This window comes from Bacteroidia bacterium (assembly GCA_033391075.1).
Taxonomy (GTDB): domain Bacteria; phylum Bacteroidota; class Bacteroidia; order J057; family J057; genus JAWPMV01.
Map to the genome: position 1 here is coordinate 6,800,535 of JAWPMV010000001.1, position 22,203 is coordinate 6,822,737.

The following is a 22,203-nucleotide window of genomic DNA, read 5'->3' on the forward strand; positions in this document are numbered from 1 at the left end:
ATGTTATCTGCGACTCTAGTGAAAGATCTATTTAATTAAAAAACTTTTAATCTAACTAATTCTATCTAATGACAATCTTGTGCGTAGGGAGATAATAATGACTGGATTGCAAGTCGAGCTGATAAATGCCTGCAGGTAGACGCTGTACATCAAGAACATTGATTCCCGATCCCATATCCTGGCGCATGACCAATTGGCCTTGCTGGTTGAAGATCTTAATAAATGAATCACTGAGGTCTCCATTACTGCTGATATGTAAATAGTCAGTAGCTGGATTAGGATAAACCTTCATTTGTACCAAATCCTTTTCAACCGAATAAAAGACTTCCTGAGTTGAGGAGTAATTAAATTCCCCATCGAAATCGATCTGTTTTAAACGGTAAAGGATTTTGCCGAATACTGGATTAGTATCAATGAATTGATAGGCTTGTGTTTCATCGCTATTACCATATCCCAAAACCATCCCAATCTGCTGAAAATTCTCTCCATCAAAAGAGCGCTCAATTTCAAAACGATCATTGTTGATCTCAAGTGCTGTTTCCCATTTCAATTCAACTTTATCATCTAGCTTTTGGGCAGAGAAGAAGTTGTACTCCACAGGAAGGGTGAGAGGATTGCTGTAGCAATTGATCAGGCAGGGATCAAAGTTAAAGGAGAATAAGCGCTGACATGACTTGGAAGGAAGCACATCACCATCATCGATGATGCGGGCTCTTACTATAATTGACGAGCCACCATTGTAATCGAATAAAACGCTATTACTTGTCGAGTGTGTGGCAATTCCTGATAGTTGATTATAATTTGAAGTTTCAAAACTCGTCATATTCGTCGCAGCATTGCTTGAATAATTGAGTACTGAGTAGAGTCCATCGAGGGTAAAGGTACTGAAATCGCCCAGGCCCACAGATTCTCTAAGACGATAGTCGTCTCCATCTACATCAACAGCAGAAATAACGAAAGGGTCCATATCAATGGGCGTTTCTGTCCCTGTATGAACAAAATCGATTCGAAAATCGATATATGCTTCTGTTCCTGATGGATCTTGGCTGAGAATATTTACGGTTGGCTGAAAGGCATTGCTGACACCATCTCTGGTATCATCAATATAGACCAGGCTTGCATTGAAGCTGGAATGGATGCTAACAATAGCATCTGCAGTTGAATTAATTTGGGAAAATCGATATGTATCGCTTGTGCCGGTTACAAGGCTTGGGTTGCTAAAAACGAGTTCTGTTATGGCAGTGCATTGGGCCTTGAGAGAAATGGCGAAGCTCAAACATGCAAGGAATAGGATCACTTTGCGAGTAAGGGCACTCATTTTTTCGTAGGTGTTTGGTGTTGGAATTCATGATAAAGGTAATTCTCTAAATATGAGATAATCGACTCCTTTCACCTGAATAGCCTGTATTTCAACCTCAACCACTTATTTCTGCTCCCCAATAGAATTTTTTCGCAAAATGTTCAATTTCTGATTATTTTATAAGTTGTATTATTTACGACACCTTAAAATTATTGCCAACTGTAGCGAATCTTACTCCCATTTGTGGGGTCATTTTCGATATGAAGAAAGGTATCTATCTCCTGATGAAGCTCTTCAACATGAGAGATCACCCCAACTATGCGACTTTCCTTACGCAGAGATTTTAGGGTTTGAAAAATGATCTGAAGGGATTTCTGATCTTGTGAGCCAAATCCTTCATCCAAAAAGAAGAAATTTTGTTTGGTCATGGCTTGTTGCTGAACCTGATCCGCCAATGCAATAGCGAGTGATAATGCGGCTTGAAAGGTTTGTCCTCCAGATAAGGTCTTTACCGAACGCAATTGCCCATCATTGAGCATATCCCGGACTTCAAAACTATTACCTTCTGTAGGCTCGAGGCTCAAACTTCCTCTCGTTAGTTTTCTGAATCGTTCATTGGCTGCCAGACATAGGTTTCTCAGGAAAATCGAGGATACATAATTCACAAAACCACTTTTGAAGAATAACTGCTTGAGGGTTCGGATATCTTCGGCTCGCAATTGAAGCTTTTGCAATTCCTTTTCTACCTCCGCTTTTCGTTTAAGCTCATTTTCTACTCGCTTGATTTCTTTCCGCTGACCGCCAATTTCCAGAGATATATCTTCTATTTTTTGACTTAATCCTCTCAATTTTTCATTCAATTCGTCATATTTATCTAAATCAACCGAATTATTCTGAATTCGATCTACTAGATTTTTTAACGTATTCTTTGCTGTGAGTAAATCCTGTCTGAATTGATGAATCTGCTGTTTCTCCGAATCTATATTTATATTTTCTCCCAGCAATGACTCAATACTTTCCAGCTCCTTGAAGCTTGATTTTTTGAGTCTTTCCTCCAATTGGAGGTTGCTATCAGCCATTTTTCGGGTCAAACTTTTCTCCTGCTTCTCCAACTCTGCGATTTCTCCCTTTAAAACATCCACCCGAGACCTCTTTTGAAGGATTTGCTGCTCAGTGATGCTAAAAAGATCTTCTATGCCTTTGTAAAGTTCCTTTTCCTGCAAGGCATTTTTTTCAAGTTCCGTATTACTTTGATCAATAAATTTTTCTATCTCAATATGAACGATCTTTGCAATTTGAGATTCATATTGAATTCGTTCCTTTTCACGCAGTTTCTTGATTTTTTCTAATTCTGTCAGGTAGCGATCCCGAGTTTGATCTTCTTTTTCTATGCTTTTTTCCAGGGCTTCCCATTCCTGGTTGAGGAGGTTTATCTGAATATCTGTAGCAGAAAGCTCTTGCAAAATCTTTTGGCTTTGCTCTGGATTGCTTTTGTCAAAGTCCTTCCAGACAAATTGCGCCTCATGTTTATCTCTTTCCTGTTCTGACTTGCTCAAAACAGCCTCTGCCTCGATCTTTTTTTGCCTGAGTTTGGATTCTTTATCTCCCAGCACTTGCAGTTGTAGCTGTGCTTTTTCTTCCAATAATATTTGCTGCTTGCTAAGCAGGATTTGTTCCCGCAAACTTTCTACATCCAATTCTGTATCGGATGAAGTATAAGGAGAGGGGTGATGGACAGAACCACATAAAGGACAGGACTCGCCATCTTTCAATTCTTGGGCATATTTCAATAAATGTATTTGCCCCAATCCTGCTTCTAACTCCTGTTCATGCGCTTCATACTGCTTTTGCAGTTCGCTCAATCTTTGCTTACCAAGTTGAAGTAGTTGATCGGTTTCCAGTTTATACTGACTGATGTGAAGAGGCAGACTTTTTAATAAGGCTGCTTTTTCATCCGCCAGATCCACTTCTTCTTTTTGGATTTCCTCGACTTGTTTGCGATTCAGTTCAAGTTCCTTCTCTCGGCTTTCTTTCTGATTAAACCAATCTTTGAGCTTGATAATTTGCTCCATTTCGGGCCTTTCCTCTCTCAGCTTTCTGATCTCAGCACTTTTATTGGTGAGATCAAGTCGCATTTGTTCCAGGTCCCTCTTTTGCTTATGAGTGAATTCCTCGCCATTTCCGATTCGCTCTTCCAGTTTGCCTATGTTTTGGGCAGATTCTTTGAGCTGTATGACCAGTTCAAATTCTTCTGCTCGTTTCAAATATTGCTCGCGGCTTTCATAATTTGTTTTTACTTGCTGAAAGGCTGCTTCAGCTTTTTCCAATTCTTTAATGTTTTCATCTCTATCCTCTCTTTTCAATTGGAGGTTCTGCTCATTTTTGGAGAAGGATAGCGCATCTTCTGCTCGTTTATCGAGTAGAGGTTTAAAGTCAACCAGACAGGATTCATAGTTTTTAAGCTTCTCTTCTCTTTGCTGAAAACTAGCTTCCTCATTTTCCAATCCCTGCACGAGCAACTTTTGCTTTTCCAGCTCTTCTCCAAGGGCTTTTATTTCCTCAAGCTTATTGAGTTCTTTTGCCAATTTTTCCTGCTCGGATTTTTCTTTTTGAAGTTGAGTTTCAAGCTCTTTCGTTTGGCTTTGCAAATTGCGAAGTGCCTCTTCTGTGATATTTTCGAGTTGCAATAAGAGGGTTTCCTGTCGGGTGATATTTTCTTTATTCTTATTGTCTAAAGAGACCGTTTTCCGATAGAGCTCAAATTTTTCCAGTTTAAAAATCTCTTTGAGCATGCGCGTTCGTTCCGTTTCTGTCAATTGCAGAAACTCCTGAAACTTGCCCTGTGGGATGATGATGGTTCTGCAAAAATTTTCATAAGACAGGCCCGTAATCTCTTCTGCATTTGTAAGCTTGGAGGGAATAAGCTGCTCCCCTTCATACTCATAGACCTTGCGCTCCATAGTTCCGACTTGCTCAAAACGTTTGGAGTTTCGTTTTCCTTCTACCGAAAATTTATAGCGCTTCTCTCCATGGCTGAAATCAAATTCGATGTACAATCTTTTTGATTTCAGATTCATCATATTATAACCTCTTTTATCCTGTTGATTGAGGCGGCTGGATTGACCATAAAGGGCAAAAGTAATGGCTTCAAGTATAGAAGATTTACCCGAACCGGTCGCACCAAAAATCCCGAATATTTGTGCCTGCGTAAGTTGAGTGAAATCAACTTCCTGCATGCCTTGATAGGAATATAGACCTTCTATTTTTAGGTGAATGGGAACCATAATAATGGGATTTATTCTTCGTCCTCTGCCAGAACTTCTTTCAACAAAGCAAGAATACGCTCATTGGGTGCTTGCTCATGTTTGTAATGGAAATAGTCAGTGAATAGCTCTTTGATATCTTTGGATAGATCAACCTCTATGCCTTTGCTCAAGCCTAATTCGGGATTTGCGATGCGGGGAATTATCGAGATAATCCCATCATGGCTTTCATGAAGGGCTTTTCTCTGATCTGCATTCAAATATTCATCTGAAATCAGGGTCAATTCTACCCAGCTATTGGGATGCTCTTTCAACCAATTGATGGCCTCTTCCGTACTCTCTGCGGTATGGCGCAAGAGCTTTCTTCCTTTGGTCAAAGCGATACGTTCGCAGTTTGCAATTCCGCTATCTCCAAATTCGAGCAACATCACATATTTTTCCTGCCCGGCCTCACTCATAGAGTAGGCGAGGGGGCTACTGGAATAGACTACCGGAAAGGGTTCTTTCTGGACATATTGCTGACGGTGCAAATGCCCAAGAGCAGCATACTGAATTTCCTTGGGAAGATTTTCGGTGAAGATTTCCTGGGCACCTCCAATCGTAAGAATAGGCTTCTCATCATCGGGCTCCTCAGGTTTCACCTGCCCCTTCCGAATCATAAATAAATGCGTCATCAGGATATTCACCCCTTGATCATCACAATACTTTTTCGCCAATTTCCCCCAATGTTCTGAAAGGATCTGCCTGAGACTTTCCTCTGCCTTTTCATGGCCCAGATATTTTTTCAATCGGAGTTCATTAGCATAAGGAGTAAGGAGTAAGCGAAGAGGCTTTTCCTGATGAGGAAGTTTTAATTCAATAAAACCTTCATCACTTTTCAAGACTTCAATTCCATTGGGTAGGGCAAAGGGACGAACTTTGCTATTGGGGTAGCCGGACAGAATGATTCCACATTCCTGGGCGAGGGGAACCGGAGCTTCAATTCGATCCGGAGAATCATGATTTCCTGCAATACCTACCACTGCCCGCTGTCCATCATTGGCTAGTCGCTTGAGGGTTCTATAAAATAATTCCAGGGCTTCTATAGAGGGATTGATCTGGTCGAATAAATCCCCTGCGATGAGTACTGCATCTACGTTTTCCTTTTCTGCAATCTCGCATATTTCTTCCAGCACCTTTTTTTGCTCCTCCAGCCGAGAAACATGATCGAGCCGCTTGCCCAAATGCCAATCTGCTGTATGCAATATTTTCATACAGCAAAATAGCTAAATGAATTTTCTAAAGATGGCTGTGAAAAAAAATGTGGATAATTTCGCAGGAAAGAAATTTCGACTAAAATCCTATGCCAGTTTCCTATAACTGATTTCGCTTAAGGTATCTTCCTGGAAAACCTCATTGGCTGCTTCCATAATCTCTTTTGCTCCTACTTCATTGATGGTTTTGAGGAAATCGGAGAAAGAGGTCAGTTTGCCAAAATCCAGAAGATCATTTGACATACCGAGCATCTGTGTAAGCAGGTTTTCATATCCCAGGGTCAACTGTCCCGCCAATTGTTTTTTCGCCTGGCTCAATCGCAAACTTCCCAGGGGACTTTCCCGCAACTGTTTCAATTCTTTAAACACCAGTTTTCGGATCCGCTGGATGTTTTTGTCTTCACAAGCGAAGTAAATTCCCCACATGCCGGAATCCAGATATGGAGAATAGAAGGAATTGATGTTATAGCTCAATCCGTATTTCTCCCTGATATTCAGGTTAAGCCGCGAATTCATCGCGGGTCCTCCCAGCATATTGTTGAGTAAGAGGAAAGGAACATAGAGATCCTTTCTTAAGGCATAAGCCCTCCCACCAATAATGGTATGCGCCTGATCCGTTTCAATCTTTACCTTCTTTTCGCGAATAGGAGCAGTAATTGGACTCAATCTTTTTACCTCACCATTAGGTATTTCCAGGTGCTTGAGATATTTATCAATGATTTTCTCAACCTGTTTGGGTTTTACATTCCCCACGATTCCAAAAATGACCTGATCCTGCACAAAGGAATTACTCAAATGTTCTTTGAGTGCATCCTGCGTAATAGAGCGGATGCTGTTTTTGGTGCCCAATATCGGATGACCCAAACTATGCTTGGGAAAGATCAATTCATCAAAATCCTCAAAAATGGCCTCATCCGGCGAATTTCTATACATGTCAATTTCCTCCGAAATGACCTGTTTTTCTTTATTGATTTCTTTTTCCGGAAAAGTAGAATGAAAGGTAATATCTGTCAGTAATTCACAGGCCCGATCAAAATAATCCGACATTAGAGAAGCATACAGACAAATCTTTTCTTTGCTGGTATAGGCATTTAGATCGCCTCCAACTGACTCCAGATAATTGAGAATATGGAAGGTTTTGCGCTTGGCAGTCCCTTTAAAAATCATATGCTCGATAAAATGAGCGATGCCCATTTTACCTTCTGTATCATCCCTGCTACCCGAATTGATCACATATCCGCAGTGGACTGTGCGCGTATAAGGTATGTATTTATACAGGACCCGTAGTCCGTTGTCTAGTTCGTAAGTTTGAATATCCATCACAAATCTACCACACAAAATAAGGGGAATTGTAGGAATAATGCAGCATTATTTTCCCACAATTTCAAGGTATACGAGAATTTAGGGAAAGCTGTTTTTATTCAAAAGCGGGCTGTATCTTTTTTTGTAAAATTACATCAAAAGCATATAAGCTTTTCCCAATTCCTGATCCTTATGTAAATTGGAGCAGCATGATTGCAGAAGAACAAGTAAGTGAGAAGCTCACAGATCTCTTGCCAGAAGGCCAGGGATTGGAGCAAGAGTTGAATTCCCTGGCTCAAAAATGGGTTGAGGAAAGTCTTTTTGTATTGCTGGATAGTTACAAAGGTTTCTTTAAAAATGCACAGACCATTTTTGAAAGTAACTATGATAGCATCCCCAAATCTTTCACCTCATTAGGGACTGGCAGGATCAGAAAGATCGCATTCAGGACCCTCGAAGATTTGGAGGTGGTAGCTCAGGAATTCAAAGAGGTACAAATAGCTGTCATTGAGCAATACATCCAGGTAGGACTTGCTCATTATATGAAAGGTCTCGATGAACTTGTGAGAAAGGTCCCTGAGCAAGTACAGCTTACCTTCTCTGAAGATGATCTGCGGATTCATGAGGCCGATCCCGGTCGAATCAAATGGAACAAACGCTGGAAGAATGTCAAAAAGAGCATAGGCATTTCTCCCAGGGAAGAGGTACTCTATCAGGTATTGCTGAAAGCAGAGATCAATCAGGTGTATCTCAAAAACCTTCTTTCTTACCTGAAAGCTATAGGAACCAGCTCAGAAGAAATTTGCGATGAGTTTATCCTAAAAGTACAAGACAACTTTCATCAGATAGAACTCCTCTATGATGCCAAAGAAGGAGAAGAACATTTGCTGAAAACAGGACGCAAAAAGATTTCTTCCAATTTCGCCAGCCTTTTTTCTCTGCTTGATGATTTTCAAAAGGGCTACTATACCTGGTTGGAAGAATTTCACTCTATTTTCCAATTCCGTTTCAATTCGGACATCAGAAAACCGGGCTTGAGCAAATTTGTAGACCTGGAAGGAAAAGAGGCACGACTCTGGGAAGAAGAGATCAAAAACTATCCGGCCAATTGGAACTATAATCAACATGTCTTCCATAACCACATCAATGGGTCGATGGAGTTGTGGAAAATCCAGCTTCATCTGGGACGTGTGAGTGATCAGATTGAATCAGGCGTCAAGAAGAGCTTTCTGGAGATTTGCGATAAAAGTATTCAGAAGAATCGGGCGATGATCAAACGGGTGGAAGAAATCATACAGAAAGAAGAATGGGATAAATTGTCTCAGATGGGCACCCATATCGAAGATATGGTTTTCTTCCAGCATGAGGGGATGATAGAAGAACCCATGGCTTCTCTCAGGTATGTCTCTGAGCGTATGCCTTCTTCTATTGAGTTGATTCCCATGGAAAACCTGGAAGCTTTCAAGGCGGGAAAAGTAAATAGAATCGAAACCCTGCCAATTGCCCTTTCCAGCATTGTCAATTTTGTCGTCCGGACTTTCTATATAAATCCCATTGCTAACTATCTGCAGAAATTGCCGGATAGACTAAAGCGGGTTGGCTACCAGGTACAAAATAGCATCAACCTGATCTCCCTCAATTTGGTAGATGAGGCAGATTCAGAAAAAGATCTTTATGACAAGAAGCGCCTGAACTCAGTTCTCAAGCGTTCTATCCAAAAACTGGAGAATGCACAAAAGCTTCTGGATGAGATTGAAGCAGAAACGCGCTCATTTTTGGATGAAAGTGAATCCAAAACTCGCAGCGAACTTACCCCCAGAGAATTGGTGGATCATGCCGCTCAGTTTGATCGGGAGATCAAAGATGAGGAACGTTATGAAGGATTGCTCTGGTTACTCAATGTGATCGGTACCTGGTTTAATAAGCAATATAAATTACTCGGAGCCCTCTGGACCAGTACACAAGATGAACTGGATTCGGTAGAAAGAGAATCTGCTGCTGCTCCTCGTGAAAATATCTACGCTCGTCTCCGCAGCTTTGTGGAGGAAGTAAGTCCGGTAGAAGCATTGGAAAAACTCATTCCTTATTACTATCGACAATTGTTTTTGGGAAGACCCAGTGTGAGTCGTTCATTTCTGCCTGGAAGAGATAGAGAAATGGAGCAAGCCCGAGCGGCAGCCAGAAGGATGCAGAACAAAACGGGGGGAGCTATGATGGTATTGGGAGAACCCTTAACTGGTAAAACCACTTTTTGCGAACATACTGCCGAGTATCTTTTTGAAGGTAAGGTCTATCGCATCAACCCGCCCTTAAATGGATCCATTTTACTCAAGGATTTTACCCATGCTTTCAAACAAGCCGTTCAGGGCAGTGGGAAAATTGAGCAACTGATTGAGTCAACTATACACGGAAGCGTATTTATTCTCAATGATTTGGAACGTTGGTGGGAAAGAAGCCCAAAAGGTTTTACGGTTTTGGATAAACTCGCCAATCTCATCGATACTTATGGCGATGAATATTACTTTATTATCAATTGCAATATTCACACCTTCAACCTCATTTCTCGAATGGGAAATTTCTCTGAGCGTTTCATTACCAGCATCAGATTGGCACCCATGTCGAGGGAGAATATCCAAAGAATTCTACTTTCCCGGCATTACTCAAGTAGCCTGAAATTTATTTATAAGGGACAGGAAGAAAGCCTGCTTAGCAATCGTAAATTGAATAGGCTCTTTCGCAGATATGCAGATATTTCAGCGGGAAATGTGGGCTATGCTTTTCTGATGTGGCTGGCAAATATGGAAAGCTTCAAGCAGGAAAGACTCACCATAAAAGAACCCAAATACCTGGACATGCCAACTTTGTATGATCCGGACTGGTTGATGATGATGTACCAAATCCTGATTCATCAGCGGCTTACCAAAGAGCAGATCAAACGCATATACAGAACCAAAAGTTTGACAGAGATAGAAAACATCCTGGAAAGACTCTTGCGGGCGGGTTTAATTCGCATTCATCAAAACAATGCTTATACCCTCAGTCCCTACATCTATCCTTATCTGGTAAGACAACTTTCTGAAAACAAAATGATATAAAGGGGCAGGAATATGAATGAGCAAGTAATACCGATAGATTCGACTACCAATATATATTTGACGAAAGCCTATCCCTGGGTGGATTCGCTTTTATATAATCCGGGCCAGGTTTCGACTTTGACCTATATCAATCTCCTGTTTTTGGGAGCATTGCTTTTTGCCATATTCTTCCTGATGAGGAAAATGGTGATTCCTTTGATCAAAAGAAGAAGTATCAAATCAGCTTTTGAAAGAGCTCTGCCGGTTGTTGAGGCGATTACGGCCATTATTTTTTCCATTATCAGTATTTTCTATTTGGTTCTTCCTTATCCTTTATTGGGATTAATCATATTAGGAATCGTTATAGCTGGGATTTGGGGCTTTTTGAAAGACTATTTTTCGGGCCTGCTCTTTCGATTTGCCGACAATTTTCATCCCGGCCATCGTATCAAAGTCGGAGAACAAAGTGGAGTGATCAAGCATCTCGGAAGATTGGCCGTCGAGATAGAAGTAGAAAATGGAGAATTGCTCATTATGCCATACAATCGATTGGCAAATACTTCTCTATTAAGAGAATCTCAATCTGAAAAAGTCCTGAGTTATGCTTTTGAATTGGATCTTCCAGAAAAATTGAAACATCCCGATCCTAAAGTTTACCTCAGAAATAAAATTCTGAGTTTGCCCTGGTCAGTCGCTGCGAAAGATCCATTTTTAGAAAAAATATCCGTTGGAGACTCACGTCGGTATCGGGTTGTATTGTATGCATTGAGTGAAAAGTACTTCCCCTTGATGGAGGAAAAATTGAGGAAAGAGGTTTAAGCATTTCCTTCTATAAACTACTACTATGAAAGAATCCTATACAGCCTATGTAGAGGGCGCAATTTCCCTTACCCGCCATGTTTGTCAAACCTGGACCAGTCGCTTGACTGGAAGTCAGGATTGCCTCGAAAGTGCTGATTTCATTGAGGTTGAAATGGCCAAATGTAGCGATCGGGTAGAAAGCCAAAAATTTGAAGTGCATCCAGGAGCCTTTCTCGGGTATATCCGAATTTTGGTAGCGCTTTATCCCATCTCTCTTTTTGCTTTGTGGAAAGGTTATTATTTATTGCTGATGTTGCTGGGACTCTTTTCAGTTATCCTGGTAGTAGCCGAATTCTTCATTTACAAAGAATTTGTTGATCCTTTCTTCCCCAAAAAAATGGGAAAAAATGTAATGGGCATATTGGAACCAGAAGAGGAAGTCAAACAACAAATTATCATCAGCGGACATCACGATTCTGCTCATATATTCAACTTTTTCGTCCACCAACCCAAACTTTATGCCCTGCGCGTACTCGGTAGTATGTCGGGGACTTTTCTTCTGGCCATCTTTGGTGTGCTATTTTTTCTCTGGGATTTTATGGGAGAAATTCCGGAAGGCATGATCCTGACCGCGAAAATACTTTTTGGCCTATTGGCAATCTTCGTGATTCAAATGTGGTTTTTCTATTCCTCTAAAGGTACTCCCGGAGCTGGAGATAATATGGCTTCCTCAGCAACAGCGATGGAAGCAGGCAGATTTTTTAAGGACCAAAGAAGTGGAGGAAAAGGGCTCAAACATACTCGCCTGATTTTGGCAAGTTGGGATTCAGAAGAAGCCGGCCTGAGAGGGGCTCGTGCCTATGTGCGAGAACATAAAGAGATCTTGCAAGCCATTCCGAGTTACAATTTCAATATCGAATGCCTTTACGATTCAAATCAGCTCTTCTATTTGACTACAGATATCAACGGCTTCGTACAATTATCTTCGGAAATGGCCCAGGAATGCAAAGATGTTTCTACGGAATTGGGATATGTTACGGATTTAAAGCCCATCGTTTTTGCAGCGGGGGGAACGGATGCCGCGGAATTTGCCAAGGAAGGCATAGAAGCAACGACCATATTCGGCATGGGTTGGACACCGGAAACCAAATCAGATGCCTATCATACCCTTAAGGATACCATCGAGGCTGTCGATCCGAAAGCCATCGAAGCGACCCTGGATATCATCGCACATTATGTGAGGAAAAAGGATGAGGAAGTAAGCTCTTAATCGAAGATTATTCCATATGTCTTGATTGCTATCAACTCCCGATGATCCTCAGGATGGGCGGATGAATAGCAGAGAAGACTTTGGTTTATTTGGTCCTATTCTTTATTCTCGAATTAGACGAAGGATCGCCCCTTTTCTAAAAAGGGGCAAAATCCTCAGAACTAATTATCCTGAGAATATTTCTCTTCCACCAATTTGGATTGAAATCCTTTATAGATGCGATCTGCTGGAATCACCAAAGGATCTTCCTGCTCAGAAATCGGAACTTTCGCGCTATTCCTTCCATTCACAATCAGGGCAATAGCCATGATGATACTGGTTGCCATGATCACAAATAGTAAGATGCCATCATTGAAATTGTCAATGGCGATATCATCCGGAATGGAGATAAAGAGTAGAACAGTGATCAATCCTCGAGGTGCGATAAATAGCTGAGGGAAAGTATCCTTGATACCCATCAATCTGAAGATGATCCATCGGACCACATAGATAGAGAGGAGTATTGTTCCCCCAACTTTCAGCACTTCCATACTTAACAGAGAAGCCAGGCTGATCGTTATACCGAATATCACAAAGAAGAAAGTCCGTACTACAAAAGCCGTTTCGACAGTAACCGTATGGAAATCTCCCTCTACTTTATGGATCGTTTCTTTATCCAGCCATTTGCTCAACCTTCCCCGGAAGAATAAGTGGCTATTGCTCATGAATAGGCCAAATACCAGGATCATGATCAGCGGAGAAAGGTGATATGTCTTTCCTATTCCATATAATAATGTCAGGATAAAAATGAGGAGAAAGAGCTTTACATGAGACTTTATGTTCTGGAATAAAAAGATCAGAAGATAGCTGGCAACAAGAGAAATCCCTATCGTGATCAGAAAGCTGGCTCCGAAATTAAAGATTGCATCGGAATTGCCACTTTGCGGATCATGTTGGGCATGGATCAAAGCTTCTATGAAATAGAAGAGCATGATTCCCAGAATGTCTGAGAAAGTACTCTCATAAATATGAAACTCTTTTTTATCCTGTACCAAACTTCCGACACTAGGGATGATGATGGCACTACTTAGGATGGAAAGGGGAGTTGCATATAACAAAGAAGTCATCCAATCGATTCCTTCAACGAAATAATGGATGATAGCCGCTGCTGCAAAAGTCGAAGCCAATAAGCCGACAAAGGCTCCCAATAAAGATTTCCAAATGGTCGGGAGTTTGTCCCGTGTCAATTCGAGTTCCAAAGCCGCTTCCAGTACGATCATGATCAGGCCGATGGTACCCATGACGCTCAGGATATCATTCAAAGGTGGCACAGATATACCGAATTGGTCTGCGGCAAATTTTAAGCCTATACCTGCGAAGATCAATAAAAGGACTGCAGGAATATTGGTTCTCTCTGAAAAGGAATTGAAGAGAAATGAAAGGATCACTATTGCGGAAATAATAATGATCGATACGTTAGCGTCTATTTCCATACTATTTAGATGTCGAAATCCAGCTAAAGATACTATAAAAGCTTGATATCAATAAAAGATCTCTTTGCTCTTCTATAAAGTCAACATTCCCCAATAGTTGTCATCTCGAAGCTTGGTTCCGCAATGGCTTGTGTGCTGAGAGATCTTGTATTTTGAATCGAAGTAAAAACAAGATCCTTCGGCGCTCATGTGTTATCGCGCCTTCCCACCTCAGGATGACAGATTCATTTGGCTTTCATCGTACAAAAACCTTGTCATCCCGGCCTTAACACAAGAGCCGGGATCTCTAGCAATCTCAATTATAGCTAGAGATCCCGGATATCTGATAGATTCCAGGATGACAGATTTGTTTGGCTTTTCTCATACAAGCAACTTGTCATCTCGAAGCTTGGTTCCGCAATGGCTTGTGTGCTGAGAGATCATGTATTTTGAATCGAAGTAAAAACCAGATCCTTCGGCGCTCATAGATCCTCGCGCCTTCCCACCTCAGGATGACAGATTTGTTTGGCTTTTCTCATACAAGCAACTTGTCATCTCGAAGCTTGGTTCCGCAATGGCTTGTGTGCTGAGAGATCATGTATTTTGAATCGAAGTAAAAACCAGATCCTTCGGCGCTCATAGATCCTCGCGCCTTCCCACCTCAGGATGACAGATTTGTTTGGCTTTTCTCATACAAGCAACTTGTCATCTCGAAGCTTGGTTCCGCAATGGCTTGTGTGCTGAGAGATCATGTATTTTGAATCGAAGTAAAAACCAGATCCTTCGGCGCTCATAGATCCTCGCGCCTTCCCACCTCAGGATGACAGATTTGTTTGGCTTTTCTCATACAAGCAACTTGTCATCTCGAAGCTTGGTTCCGCAATGGCTTGTGTGCTGAGAGATCATGTATTTTGAATCGAAGTAAAAACCAGATCCTTCGGCGCTCATAGATCCTCGCGCCTTCCCACCTCAGGATGACAGATTTGTTTGGCTTTTCTCATACAAGCAACTTGTCATCTCGAAGCTTGGTTCCGCAATGGCTTGTGTGCTGAGAGATCATGTATTTTGAATCGAAGTAAAAACCAGATCCTTCGGCGCTCATAGATCCTCGCGCCTTCCCACCTCAGGATGACAGATTTGTTTGGCTTTTCTCATACAAGCAACTTGTCATCTCGAAGCTTGGTTCCGCAATGGCTTGTGTGCTGAGAGATCATGTATTTTAAATCGAAGTAAAAACCAGATCCTTCGGCGCTCATAGATCATCGTACCATGAAACTACTCCCACTGACTCCAACTCGACTCATAATACTGAACCAGCTTTTGATTGTGGATCTGATTGATTTCAACCTCCAAAGGCGAAGTATCCTCCGCAAACTCAAAGAGATTGATCAGCATGCCTTTTTTGAGGTATTTTAGCTGAAAGTCGGTCTTTCCTCCAAATAAAACCTTTCCGATTTCTGATTCTGCCTGCAGCTTCAAACTGTCTTTCAATTCCCCAGCATTTTTTAGCTTGCCCGGAACCTTCATGCCCAGGTTGAATCCCCATTGCCCAAAGGATGGTACATTGGCCGAGTAGGGGAGAACCACAGGAAAAACAGTTTCCAGGGTTTTATTGATACACCAGAAAGCCGGTCTCGCGAAATAGGGAGAAGTAGATTGTGTAACCACCACGCCACCTACACTCAAACGGCTATGAATGATCTCATAGAATTCCCGGCTGTAGAGTTTTCCCAGATCGGTATTATTGGGATCGGGCAGGTCGATCAAAATGAGATCATAGATCTCCGAACTTTGCTCCAAATATTTATAAGCATCCCGATTATAGATCTTCACTCGAGGATCATCAAAGGCATTCTCATTGAGTTTGCGGAAAATAGGATGGCGTTTGCCCAAGCGGGTAATTTCCGGATCAAGGTCAATCACTGAAATGCTGTCGATCTGCTCGTGCTTTAGTAATTCCCTTGTTGCCAATCCATCGCCCCCTCCCAATATCAACACCTTTTCGAGATTGAGGGCAAGAGCTGCCGGAATATGGACCAATGGTTCATGATAGCGATACTCATCTCTGGAGGAAAACTGAATATTTCCATCAATAAAGAGTCGGGTATCCTGGTTTCTCTGGGTGATGACAATTCGTTGATAGGCCGATTGCTCACTCATCATGATGGGATCGCGATAGAGAAATTGCTCAAAGAAACCGGTGAGTTGCAGAGAATAAGAAAAACCGGTGATAAGCATGGCGACTATTCCTATGCAAATCCCACCCAATAATTTGCTATGTTTTAGTTCTTCCTGAAAGAGATAAATATTCAAAATAGCAACTGCAATATTGAGCAGGCCGATCACAAAGGCCGTTCGCATGACCCCCAGCAAAGGAAGGAGAATCAATGGAAAGGCCAGAGAGGCGATCAATGATCCCAAATAATCAAAAGAAAGTACCTTGGCCATGGCATCTTTCAGGCTCTCATATTGCCGTACGATTCGAGTAAGAAGAGGAATCTCCAAACCTATCAAAGTTCCTAATAAGCTGATGATGATAAATGCGACCAAATAGAAATAAGGACTCAGCGAATAGACCACATATAATACCAGGGAGGAAAAGCCTCCCACCACCGCGAGTAAAATTTCAAATCGGATAAACCAGTCAAGCAGATTTCTTTTGAAATACTTTGACAGAAAAGATCCTAGTCCCATAAAGGAGAGGAAAAGTCCAATCACAATAGAAAAGTGAAGGATGCTGCTACCCTGAAAATAGGAGGAAATCGTACTGATCAGCAGTTCATATAAGATTCCACAAATGGCGATGATGAGTACCGATCCCAAAAGAATGGGAACCTTATTACTTTTTTCCACGCCTGCTGATTTGGAAGATGAGGTCATAACTTATAGAATTCAACACATCAAACTCGTCTTTCATTTTGATCCATTTCGGGAAATTGAGTTTGGAGCTCCCTTTTTCGATATCATAGATCACCGTATAAAAGAAAGTATCATGTTGAGGACTAAAGTTGTAATATAGGGAATAAGGCAGGGCCGGGGGAAATAAAATTCCTCCACCAAGAAAGAGGGTTTTGTCCTTCCGCTTCTGTGCAATAGAAATCCCTCCTGTCCAGACGAAATATTTGGTTCCGTATTTTTTGCTCAGCCTTTGCATATGATTGTGATTGATGCTCACCAGAGAAAGCTGATCATAGCGATTTTTTTCTTCCACCCATTCGGTCAGCAAACTCAAATCATTGAAGATATCTTCATCTTCTTTTGTCAAGGAATGTTTGCTTAAAATCCGGTGTTTGAGTCCCAGTTTATTGGCGTGTTTTTCCAGAAGATCGATATAACTGATCTCGGCTTTTTCGGAGGAAAGGTATCGGACTGTCTTTTCCTTCCTCTCATCGATTCGCTGAAAACTGGGATTTACAAAGACCACATCTTTCAGCCCCAAACGAAATCCTTTCAGTTCGGCTTTCTTCTCACTATGAGCTTTTTTTCGGCCATATCCTTCTCCGCTTCTTGCTTTCCCCATCCGTAGATTTTCTCCCAATTCCTGTCGGAACATCCGATCTTTCATCAGATCGCTAAAGGCAAATCGGATGTAATTATTGCTTTCAGGATTAAGACTGTCTCCAGCTATTTGGAACCAGGAAATGCTATCCACAAAAAACTGCCCTAAATCCTGTAGAAGATCTCTACCCATCAGGATCAATTCCTTATCCTCGGGATATTTGATATGTTGCTGCCAGGTATGGAGACTTGCCAAAATGCATAACTCCTGATCAGGCATTTTATTTATGATGTGATTGAGTTGGCGGCTTTCCCCTCTTACTTCTTCATGATCTACATGAACATCCCAGAGCCTGCCCACACTGGCATATTTAGCCAAACCATACAAAGACTGCACAACGATCTTTTCCAGAAAAGGATCATCCGGAAAATCTTTCAATAAACTATAGGCACAATAAATAGCCTTTTCATATTGTTGCCTTTGTAAGTAGAGGTAAGAACTTTCATAGCGCGCAACCTTCTGAATTCGTGCAAATCGCTCTTTCTCCAGTACCCAGATTTTTCCTTCTTTTTCTCCATGTTCGGCGATAGCCTCCCGAATGATTTCCTGCCTTTTCTCCGGACTGGGATGGGTGCTGAAAAATGAGAATTCCAGTTCTTCGTTTTCTCCACTGGAATTGAGGGAATCTTCCGTCAGATAATATTCGTCTGGAAATTTCAGGGTTTTACTTTCAAGGAAATCTCTTTCGAAGGGAATATTGGAAAAAGGCATTTCTGAATCTTTCAGGATATCAAATACCTCTATGGCTTCTTCATTTTCATAAGGAGAATTCAGGAAAAGCTCCAAACCGACCAAATCTGCTTCTTTTTCCTTATCCTGAGAGTAATTATTATTCTCAAGTATATCCGCAATATCACTCCGTTTTATGGGTTGGTCCTTTTTGAGTTGTACGCCCTTTTTATGGAGGAAAATATCCAGGGCATGCTGACGAGTAAAATGACTGATCTCATGAGTCAGGATATAGGCCAGTTGAGCTTCACTTCCCAATTGAGCGAGTAGGCCCAAATTGACAAATATTTTCCCATCTGTCGAGGTAAAGGCATTTACGCTTGGAGATTTTACGGTATAAATTTTAAACTTCTTTCTAAGTTCGGGATCCTCCTTCAAGAGAATATCTACAACCTCATTGAGGTATTGAGAAACGGGATCATTGTACAGAATCTTTCCACTGAGCAGCAATTCATTTACATAATAATAACTGCCCTGATAGAATTGTTTTTTTGCATTTCTAACGCTCGCCTTATTATCGGAGATTTCATTGAGTTGACGCTCGTATTTCTCTCGGGAGGAGTAGAGGAAATCATCCGGAATCTTACCGGAGGATTGTAGGCGCTGATAGCTGTTTTGTGAAAATGCAGATGAAAAGAAAAAGAAAAAAGCCAAAGAAAGAGCCCATCGCGAATGGCGATTATATTTACCTGAGCAAATGGAGGAAGAGTTTCCGGGCTTATTTACAATCATCTACACGCTCTTCTACGTTGAATACGGCTTTTTTGATGTTTCCTTTTTCAATTTGAATTACGTGGTAAGGGTAAGTAATGGCCATAGTAGTCATACAGCCTTGTCCGGGAGAGCTTTTTACGACAGATGCATAAACAGTTTCTCCGGCGATTTTGGTATCGGCGATCTCGATGGAATATCCGCCCGAGTTTTTTGTCCCCATACAGGCGGCAAGCACCGAATGCACAGAAAAGTTTATATCAGGTCTTTCGGGAGTCGGACTTTGATTGCTATTCGCTCGGCTCCAGAATTCTGCCCAATCAGAGGCATTGTTTATCAATATATTCTCTTCTGTATCCAGACCAGAGAAAGCAGCCTTGCTGATATCGGTAAATGAGATCGTACTAGCAGCATCAGGCGCATCCGACATGTTCTTTTTGCTCTTGCAGGAAAACAGGCAAAGAGAAAGAATCAGTATGCTTAGGAAATAGGTCCTCATGAGTAAAGCTTGGTTTAGGTTTTCAAAAGTAAATTACAGAAAAAAGAACCTAATGCAGAATTGTCCAGCGAAATCAAGCTAAATATTCCTGCATGTAGGCATAGGTAGGAGTGAATTTTCCTTTCCATAATATGCAGGCATTCGCGATTTCCGGAGGAAGATTTGCTTCCTCGAATTCGACAGCTTGAAGATTTGCTTGTAGCAAAGGTTCAACTAAAGGCTCAAAATTTTCGGAGAACTGATTGGAGGCATCTGCTGGAAATTCACAAGGAAGATTGGTCACAGCCATTACAGCAAATCCCGTTCCGTCAAAGCCTCTTTTACTTTCATTAGTAAGAGGATTGTAGATAAAGACAGGATCGTCTGTCCAGGTTTCAGCTGAAAACTGTATAGCTCCTTCCGGATCACAAGTTATATCACCAATTACTTCCAGTACTTGATTTTTCTGATACCAATCCTTTGCCTGCTCTCTGCTGATCAATCGTGGATACTTCGGTGACCAAATGATGCAATTCATCCACATTGTGCAATAGGGATATACCTGGTCCATGTTGCTTTCGAATAGTTCGGGTTGTTGGAGGTATAAATGAAAGAGATCTTTATGGCTGAGTTTGCCATGCAAAGATTGATGAGAAGCTTTCAATCTATACATATCCGGTATATCGAGTACTAGTTTGTAAATGAAATGTCGAGAGCCATTTTCAAAAGTATCTTTCAATTCAGAGAGAGAAATTTCCTTTGTCGGCAAGCGATCAATGATTTCCTGTGCGCCGGTACTAGTCTTTCCGTTTCCTAAAAATGCGATGATCAAAGGCGGCTTTGAGGCATTTGTTCCTGCTTTCTCAATTTGCGAAGCCAGATCATCCAGCTTTTCGTACAACTCTCCCATATCCTCATAGTCTACCGATTGTTTGAGTTGATTGGGCGGGAGAAAGTCGCTTCGCTTATCCAGGGTCCAAAGGCTATCGGCCATGCCTGCATAGCCCGCGAAATAGGTAAAAGCTGTTAGGACTCTGGGGCCGTTTACATGGGTAATTAATTCATAGTCGATCAGGCTACATTTCTTATCGACCAAAGCCTGAAGCATGGGGCGGTTTTTGATCTGGCCTTTGTGGGTATGACTAAAAAAGAAATAGCATTTTTCATCCAGCAGCTGAGCAATTTCTACCTCCTTCAATCCAAAAATAAAATCAGCAGAAGAAAGGTCTTCCTGGATGATTGCACCGGCTGCTTTATAGGCCTCATCTTTAAACCTTCTTTTCCTTTCTCCCGTCTTTGGATGAAGAGCAGATTGGACCAAACAAGTGTATCCTTTCTGGCTGATCTTTTGCAAGAGGGAAGGGGAGATGGCAACGCGCTCTTCTCCTTTTTTGCTGAGATCTTCTCTCCGGATACCGATGCTGTATTTCATAGGGGGATTTTTCCGCGAATCTAAGGAAAAGCAGCTATTATAAGGAAGCATTTCTCCGGAACTTTCAACAAATCTGGAAAAGCTTTCAATTATAAGTTACTTTTGTAATAAGCCAGAGTCAAAAAAACAATGTAATCAATAGACATGGAGGAAAAAGATTATAAAGTCGAAAATGTTGAGACTCCCGAGGAGCCAACAACCATGACAAAAGTCAAGAAAGGCGTAAAAGGATTTTTTCGCAAGTTTTTACTGTGGAGCCTGATCATACTTGTCGTAGGTGGAGCGGGATATCTGTCCTTCGCTCGCTGGGCCAATTTCAGTAGCGGAGCTCGTTCAGGGAAAGTGATAAAATTTAGCAAAAAAGGCGTAGTCTTCAAGACCTACGAAGGCGAGATAAATACCGGTGATTTTGCCGGAGGAATGTGGGAATTTTCTGTATATCCCGGAAATGATGATATTCAATCAGAACTTCAGGATGCGATGGAAAAAGGCTACGAAGTAAATGTAAAATATAGTGAGCGTTTTGTTAAGATTCCTTTCTGGGGAGATACCAAATACTTCATTTATGATGTTGACCGGGTCGTTCCATAGGTTATTTTTAGATTAACATTTCGTTAAAACAGAGGGAATCCAATATTACGCAGGTATTAAGGATTCCCTCTCTGCCTTTTACAGGCCGATTTTTTCTCTCCAAAAATCCCCGCTTATCAAGACCCTAATTTGGGCTTGTTGAAACTTTATGCTGCTTTTATTTGTATTAGGTTTGAATTGATTGCCTATATACCAATGAGTGCACAGAAAATACTGATTGCGGATGATGAAAAAGATATCCTTGATCTGCTTGAATATAATCTTGAGAAAGGTGGATATGAGGTACTTCGTGCAAACTCTGGGAAGGAGGTATTAGACCTTGTAAAAGATCAATCCCCTGATCTGTTTCTTCTTGACATAGGTATGCCAGACATAGATGGCATACAGCTGTGCTACCAATTGAAAGAGATGTCTCAGCATAAGACCAGCATCATAGCATTCCTGACTGCAAAATTGGAAGAATATGTGGAGGTCGCAGCTTTCGAAGCTGGAGCAGATGATTTCATTATCAAACCGATTAAGCCACGTGCTCTCCTGGCACGGATACGGAATCTTTTTAAGAGAACTTATACAAAAGTCGCAGAAAGAGCTGAATTAAAAATCTTTGACCTTAAAATAAGTCCGGACTCTTATACGGTCTCTCATGCCGGAGATGAGTTTAGTTTATCCAAGCTTGAATTTGATTTATTGTATTTCCTGGCTTCCCATCCGGGCAAAGTTTACAGCCGTGAGCAACTATTGTCATCAGTATGGCCAGATACAATTGTCCAACTAAGGACGATAGATGTGCATATTCGAAAATTGCGCAAACTCATTGGAAAAACCTATATAGATACTGTAAAGGGGGTTGGTTACAAATTCAAAACAAACCGGTAATGTTTCGATAATTCGCCCTTCACATAGCCTTCAAATAGGGTCCCGATACTTAATAATCACTTCATCAGAAACTCATTTTTTCTTTACCGCCTTGTTGAACCTTTGTAAAGATT

At 41.4% G+C, this 22,203-nt stretch carries 14 protein-coding genes; 5 read left to right on the forward strand and 9 right to left on the reverse strand.

The window, feature by feature from the left end; genetic code table 11:
• Positions 1–61 precede the first annotated feature (61 nt).
• From R8P61_27235 to R8P61_27250, 4 genes are all read right to left on the reverse strand, one after another.
• A complete protein-coding gene (locus R8P61_27235) occupies positions 62–1,318 on the reverse strand; it encodes a T9SS type A sorting domain-containing protein (protein MDW3650800.1) in 1,257 nt (418 codons plus the stop codon).
• Between the two features lie 191 nt (positions 1,319–1,509).
• Positions 1,510–4,584, reverse strand: a complete 3,075-nt coding sequence (locus R8P61_27240) for an SMC family ATPase (GenBank protein ID MDW3650801.1) — start codon at positions 4,582–4,584, stop codon at positions 1,510–1,512.
• A gap of 11 nt (positions 4,585–4,595) precedes the next feature.
• Positions 4,596–5,816: an exonuclease subunit SbcD gene (gene sbcD, locus R8P61_27245; GenBank protein ID MDW3650802.1), complete on the reverse strand. Its 1,221-nt coding sequence runs from the start codon at positions 5,814–5,816 to the stop codon at positions 4,596–4,598.
• Positions 5,817–5,903: 87 nt separating this feature from the next.
• On the reverse strand, positions 5,904–7,136 hold the full coding sequence (locus tag R8P61_27250) for a pitrilysin family protein (GenBank protein MDW3650803.1): 1,233 nt from the start codon (positions 7,134–7,136) through the stop codon (positions 5,904–5,906).
• 191 nt (positions 7,137–7,327) lie between these two features.
• On the opposite strand from R8P61_27250, the gene R8P61_27255 reads away from it, so the two are divergent.
• The 3 genes from R8P61_27255 to R8P61_27265 are packed head-to-tail and all read left to right on the forward strand — an operon-like array spanning position 7,328 to position 12,263.
• A complete protein-coding gene (locus tag R8P61_27255) occupies positions 7,328–10,213 on the forward strand; it encodes an ATP-binding protein (GenBank protein ID MDW3650804.1) in 2,886 nt (961 codons plus the stop codon).
• Between the two features lie 12 nt (positions 10,214–10,225).
• Entirely contained in the window at positions 10,226–11,011 is a 786-nt protein-coding gene (locus tag R8P61_27260) for a mechanosensitive ion channel (GenBank protein ID MDW3650805.1), read from the forward strand.
• A gap of 25 nt (positions 11,012–11,036) precedes the next feature.
• On the forward strand, positions 11,037–12,263 hold the full coding sequence (locus tag R8P61_27265) for a M28 family peptidase (protein ID MDW3650806.1): 1,227 nt from the start codon (positions 11,037–11,039) through the stop codon (positions 12,261–12,263).
• A gap of 161 nt (positions 12,264–12,424) precedes the next feature.
• On the opposite strand, the gene R8P61_27270 is transcribed toward R8P61_27265, so the two are convergent.
• From R8P61_27270 to R8P61_27290, 5 genes are all read right to left on the reverse strand, one after another.
• Positions 12,425–13,735, reverse strand: coding sequence for a cation:proton antiporter (locus R8P61_27270; protein MDW3650807.1), 1,311 nt, complete (start codon positions 13,733–13,735; stop codon positions 12,425–12,427).
• A gap of 1,254 nt (positions 13,736–14,989) precedes the next feature.
• Positions 14,990–16,567 carry a polyamine aminopropyltransferase gene (locus R8P61_27275; protein ID MDW3650808.1) on the reverse strand — a complete coding sequence of 526 codons (1,578 nt, stop codon included), beginning with the start codon at positions 16,565–16,567 and terminating at the stop codon, positions 14,990–14,992.
• Positions 16,554–18,734 carry a M48 family metallopeptidase gene (locus R8P61_27280; protein ID MDW3650809.1) on the reverse strand — a complete coding sequence of 727 codons (2,181 nt, stop codon included), beginning with the start codon at positions 18,732–18,734 and terminating at the stop codon, positions 16,554–16,556. The genes R8P61_27275 and R8P61_27280 overlap by 14 nt, the downstream gene beginning before the upstream one ends.
• Positions 18,721–19,212 carry a protease complex subunit PrcB family protein gene (locus tag R8P61_27285; protein MDW3650810.1) on the reverse strand — a complete coding sequence of 164 codons (492 nt, stop codon included), beginning with the start codon at positions 19,210–19,212 and terminating at the stop codon, positions 18,721–18,723. The genes R8P61_27280 and R8P61_27285 overlap by 14 nt, the downstream gene beginning before the upstream one ends.
• A 73-nt stretch (positions 19,213–19,285) precedes the next feature.
• Positions 19,286–20,623 (reverse strand): hypothetical protein, encoded by a 1,338-nt coding sequence (locus R8P61_27290; protein ID MDW3650811.1) that lies wholly within the window; start codon positions 20,621–20,623, stop codon positions 19,286–19,288.
• 144 nt (positions 20,624–20,767) lie between these two features.
• Here R8P61_27290 and R8P61_27295 point away from each other — a divergent pair, with 144 nt between their 5' ends.
• Together R8P61_27295 and R8P61_27300 are read left to right on the forward strand one after the other, a co-directional pair.
• Positions 20,768–21,214: a 6-phosphogluconate dehydrogenase gene (locus tag R8P61_27295; protein ID MDW3650812.1), complete on the forward strand. Its 447-nt coding sequence runs from the start codon at positions 20,768–20,770 to the stop codon at positions 21,212–21,214.
• A gap of 195 nt (positions 21,215–21,409) precedes the next feature.
• Positions 21,410–22,090 (forward strand): response regulator transcription factor, encoded by a 681-nt coding sequence (locus tag R8P61_27300; GenBank protein MDW3650813.1) that lies wholly within the window; start codon positions 21,410–21,412, stop codon positions 22,088–22,090.
• Positions 22,091–22,203 lie beyond the last annotated feature (113 nt).